The organism is Pseudovibrio sp. POLY-S9 (assembly GCF_001431305.1).
Taxonomy (GTDB): Bacteria; Pseudomonadota; Alphaproteobacteria; order Rhizobiales; family Stappiaceae; genus Pseudovibrio.
This window is the reverse complement of sequence record NZ_LCWX01000228.1, coordinates 71,735-75,754: the sequence shown is the minus strand read 5'-3', so window position 1 is coordinate 75,754 and position 4,020 is coordinate 71,735. Positions and strand designations below refer to the sequence as shown.

The 4,020-nt window shown below is 48.7% G+C and carries 5 protein-coding genes and 1 pseudogene; 3 read left to right on the top strand and 3 right to left on the bottom strand.

What is annotated here, in order from left to right:
* Positions 1-370 (bottom strand): annotated as a pseudogene (locus PPL9_RS22990) (DUF1499 domain-containing protein); the annotation flags it as partial.
* Positions 371-562: 192 nt separating this feature from the next.
* Positions 563-1,288: an HAD family hydrolase gene (locus PPL9_RS22985; protein WP_208989573.1), complete on the bottom strand. Its 726-nt coding sequence runs from the start codon at positions 1,286-1,288 to the stop codon at positions 563-565.
* A 568-nt stretch (positions 1,289-1,856) separates the two neighbouring features.
* Here PPL9_RS22985 and PPL9_RS32825 point away from each other — a divergent pair.
* On the top strand, positions 1,857-2,027 hold the full coding sequence (locus PPL9_RS32825) for a hypothetical protein (protein WP_167550269.1): 171 nt from the start codon (positions 1,857-1,859) through the stop codon (positions 2,025-2,027).
* 367 nt (positions 2,028-2,394) lie between these two features.
* On the opposite strand, the gene pdxH is transcribed toward PPL9_RS32825, so the two are convergent.
* The gene (gene pdxH / locus PPL9_RS22980; RefSeq protein WP_193757733.1) at positions 2,395-3,012 is read right to left on the bottom strand and encodes a pyridoxamine 5'-phosphate oxidase; all 618 of its coding nucleotides are present in this window, start codon (positions 3,010-3,012) and stop codon (positions 2,395-2,397) included.
* Positions 3,013-3,120: 108 nt separating this feature from the next.
* Between pdxH and PPL9_RS22975 the strand changes: the two genes are divergently transcribed.
* Positions 3,121-3,609: an RT0821/Lpp0805 family surface protein gene (locus PPL9_RS22975; protein ID WP_057464898.1), complete on the top strand. Its 489-nt coding sequence runs from the start codon at positions 3,121-3,123 to the stop codon at positions 3,607-3,609.
* Positions 3,610-3,779: 170 nt separating this feature from the next.
* Positions 3,780-4,020, top strand: a 241-nt coding sequence (locus PPL9_RS32105) for a DnaJ domain-containing protein (RefSeq protein ID WP_152986808.1), incomplete at its 3' end; no start/stop codon positions are given.

The following is a 4,020-nucleotide window of genomic DNA, read 5'->3' as shown; positions in this document are numbered from 1 at the left end:
CTCCGGCAATCAGCGCAGGCGGCTCATCCATATCTGTTGAGACATCATTGAGTGGCGGGAACAGGTAGAGTCCCAGTGTGGCGATGAAAAGCGGGGCGAGGACGATGGCACCATAAAACGTGCCCAGAAAGCTGTTGCCAAACCCTTTGCCGCCGTTGTTCCACAGATCAACCACGGCCATGGCGGCCAGCACAATGGCAGCAGCCCCCATGAAAAAGCCGATCACGAAGAGAACGAGCAGCACCTCTGTGTTGAACAACTCGAAGTAATGGCCAGCAACGGAGAGAATAAGAAACGGAATCGCAATTGCGCCGATACGACGACTGCGCAAGGCAGTGCGGGAATGTCTTGAGGGCAATTGCAGGGTCATTCTATCCCACTCTCTTCAATCTGCAGCTCAGAGTTCAACGTAACCATTCGGCATGAAGGTTACAGCTCTTTACTTTACGATACCAGATACTAGCAGTTCAGAATTACCGAGGGTTGAATACTGCTATTATTTTCGCGCAGATTTTGAGAGAGGGAGTTGCGGCGGATGAACCGCCGCATTCGGGAGGCAATATTAAGCAGCAGCGCCCTCACCTGCGGCCTTCAGACCAACCAGGTCGACAAGATCGGTCAGGCTATCGAGCAGGTGATCACAATGGCCCTTCAGCTCTTCAGCGGTCAAAGCGCCGGTTGTTACGGCGACCCGCACCATGCCTGCGTTTTGGGCTGCATGCATGTCGTGAAGGCTGTCACCCACCATGGCGATGTGCTGAGGCTCGATACCTGTGTGCTCTGCAAACCCGAAGAGCTGGCCCGGTTCTGGTTTTTCACCATGTCCGCTATCGTAGCCCACAACGAAGGTGAAGTAGTCGAGAATGCCGAGGCGCTTCAGCTGCGCAACTGCACTTGCTTCTGTGCCATTTGTCGCCAGACCGATCGGCAAACCAGCCGCAGCCAGAGCCTTGATTGATGATGCTGTATCATCAAATGCTGCAACACAGTCTGCCGCATGGTCCAGAATAAGGTCTTCAATACGATCCAGGAACGCGCGGTTGAACTCAACACCAAGATGATTGGCCCACGGCTCGCTGTAACCGCTTGGCGGATTAGTCAGAATTGGGCTGCCCGGCTGGCAGGCACAGCTGGCGTAATCAAACTTCACCAGATGGCCAAGCTCGGTAGCCAGTTTCAGATTTCCATCTGCCAGGTCCATCAGAACATGTTGGAGCACCGTGCCCCATGTCCTATTGAAATCAATGAGAGTTCCATCGCGATCAAACAGTACGGCGCGCACGTTCATTGTCATTTTCCTTCAGCGCATATGACGGTTTATATGGGAGACCGTCGTCGGGCGATTACCCGAGCAGAATAGTTCTTATGCAAGCGGCTCAATCTACGCACTTATACAGAGTATTACGAGCACCAATCACTATGAGCGATGCTAATCAATCAGCCACAAGCTTCTTGGCACACTAAATACACAGTTTTTTGTCAGTTTCGCAGTCAGGGAAATCGCGGCCAAATGTCACTCAAAATAGCCTGATACATTAATGGTTTAGTCGCGATAATTTTAACTAGCTCACAACCTGATATCCTATCCTTTTGTATAATAATAATAATTTCCAGAAAGGCCGCTGAGCAATTAGTTAACGTCATGTTTCATGCATTCAAATTGCTGAGTTTATTGGGAAATTCCCCCCTCGAAATTAGATTGGCTTTTTTAGTTTTTTTGGCGCTAACATATTCATGCCCGATTTGAGTATCACTCCTGCATATGAGCTGACGCTTATATCGGGTTATCCGGCTACTCATTCCGGATAAGCATCGCGATTTCTGCAACACAACTTGTCCCAAGGGGACGGACTAAAATGGCCTTCGGAACGACTGAGCAACAAAAGAAAAACGCTAAACCTGATCTGGACAAACTTTATCGTCCAGTGGGCATTCAGGCTGTCAATGCTGCGAACTGCTGTAACGGCAAGCAGAAAGAGGCATATCAGCCTAAGGTTCAGGAAGAATATCCTCTTCCGACGGACTGATGCGTCAGGGCTACAAATCAGAGATTCCAGCTTGTTTTTCAAGAACTGAATTGCTTGATTATGTAATCCAATCACATTGATGACTGCTTCAATGCGTAAGCCACGCCTTATTAGGGCATGGCTTTACAGAGACTTGATGGCTGAACGGGCGTCTGGTTATCTGAACAAAGAAGGCGACCCGCAGGATTGCGAGCCGCCTTATTTCTTGCCGAGCCTGTAGAAGCATCAACTGTTATGTCTTCTGCATGACGATCCCGCAGCCCTGCCCCATATCTAATTTTGCTTTCAATAGCGGCTCATGTTCTGGCGCTGATAAATGACCAAGCACACCATGTTTGTAATGCGCTCTGCCTTCATCTGAAATGCATTATGGATACAGACGTACCTTATCCCACTGGTCTTCTGCACTGTCTCTTTTGAAGACAAATCTGTCATGCAGGCGGAAGGCACGATCGTGCCAGAATTCGATTTCCAATGGTTGCAAAATGCAACCGCTCCAATACCCAGGACGCGGAATATCACCAACAGCATATTTAGCAGCGTATTTGGCAACTTCTTTTTCAAGCGCGAAGCGGCTTTCCAATGGGCGGGATTGTTTGGACGCCCACGCACCAATGCGGCTTTTTCGTGGCCGTGAGTTGTAGTATTCGTCGGCCTGGTCTTCAGTTACGTGGATAACATTGCCACGTACCCGGACTTGCCTGCGCAAGCTTTTCCAGTGAAAACACAAAGCAACCTTAGGGTGAGCAAGAATTTCGCGGCCTTTTGTGCTTTCAAAGTTTGTATAAAACACAAAACCCTGTGGACTGTAACCTTTAAGGAGTAACATCCGTACATTGGGCATGCCATTCTCATCTACAGTCGCAACTGACATGGCATTAGGATCATTGGGCTCGCTCTTTTCTGCAAGCGCAAGCCATTCACCAAATAGTTGAAAAGGAACCTCTACGCTTTCAGAGTAACTATTTGTAAACTTTTCTTCCAGATTTTGGATGTCACCATTCATAGTTAATAGTCCCTTTAGGATCCTCACACTGTGGATGAACCGGAATTCGTTAAAACAACGGATTCAACCTGAGGCTCTAGTAGTAATATGGCAGTTTTGTATAGCAAGAAAACCCGTTTACGCCAGTCGTGTTTTGTCTCGGCTGCGCTCTTGCTGACACTTCCTGCCTGCACTCAAATGTCCATATCTGTGAACAACAGTGAGTATCAAGAACCTCTGAACCTGACAGAGGCAGTTGATACCAAGCAAAAGGTCGCGGATAGCGAAATTCATCGCACCGACCGTACGGTTATTACGAATACCATTGAGGAAGCTCTGAACGAGAGCGGGCAAACCAAGCACCGGTTTGCACCTATGGCCTGGACCAATCCTGTCAGCGGCAATAGCGGCACAATCACCTCTCTCATGTCTGTTGATAAAACAGAAAGCATTGCGGGTTGTACTGATTTTGTGACCAGCGCAAACACTGTTGGCGGCGTCAGAGCCTATCAGGGACGCAGCTGCCCGGATACCAACCGTAAAATGAAGATTGTCCAGCTTGCCCCGTTCCAAACCGATGCAACTGTCACTGAATAACTCTTCCTCGCTTCAGTTTCGCAAATGCGACGTGTCCTACTAGATTAAAACCACTGAAATACTCACGTCTGATTAGCTAAGTTCGGCTACGGCTGCTTGCGCCCCATCGAACTCAAGGTTATGTAATGGGTGAGTTATAAACTGCCCTTATTTCAATTTGATGGATGACGATGAGAGATCCCTATTCTGTTCTTGGTGTTAGCAAAAATGCCAGTGAGGCAGAGATCAAGAAAGCGTTTCGCAAACTGGCCAAACAGTTCCACCCAGACCAGAATGCAGACAATCCAAAGGCTAAGGAGCGCTTCTCTGAAGCGAACCAAGCCTATGAAATTTTGGGCGACAAAGATAAGCGCGGACAGTTTGATCGCGGTGAGATAGACGCGGATGGCAAACCCAAGTTTTATGGCGGCC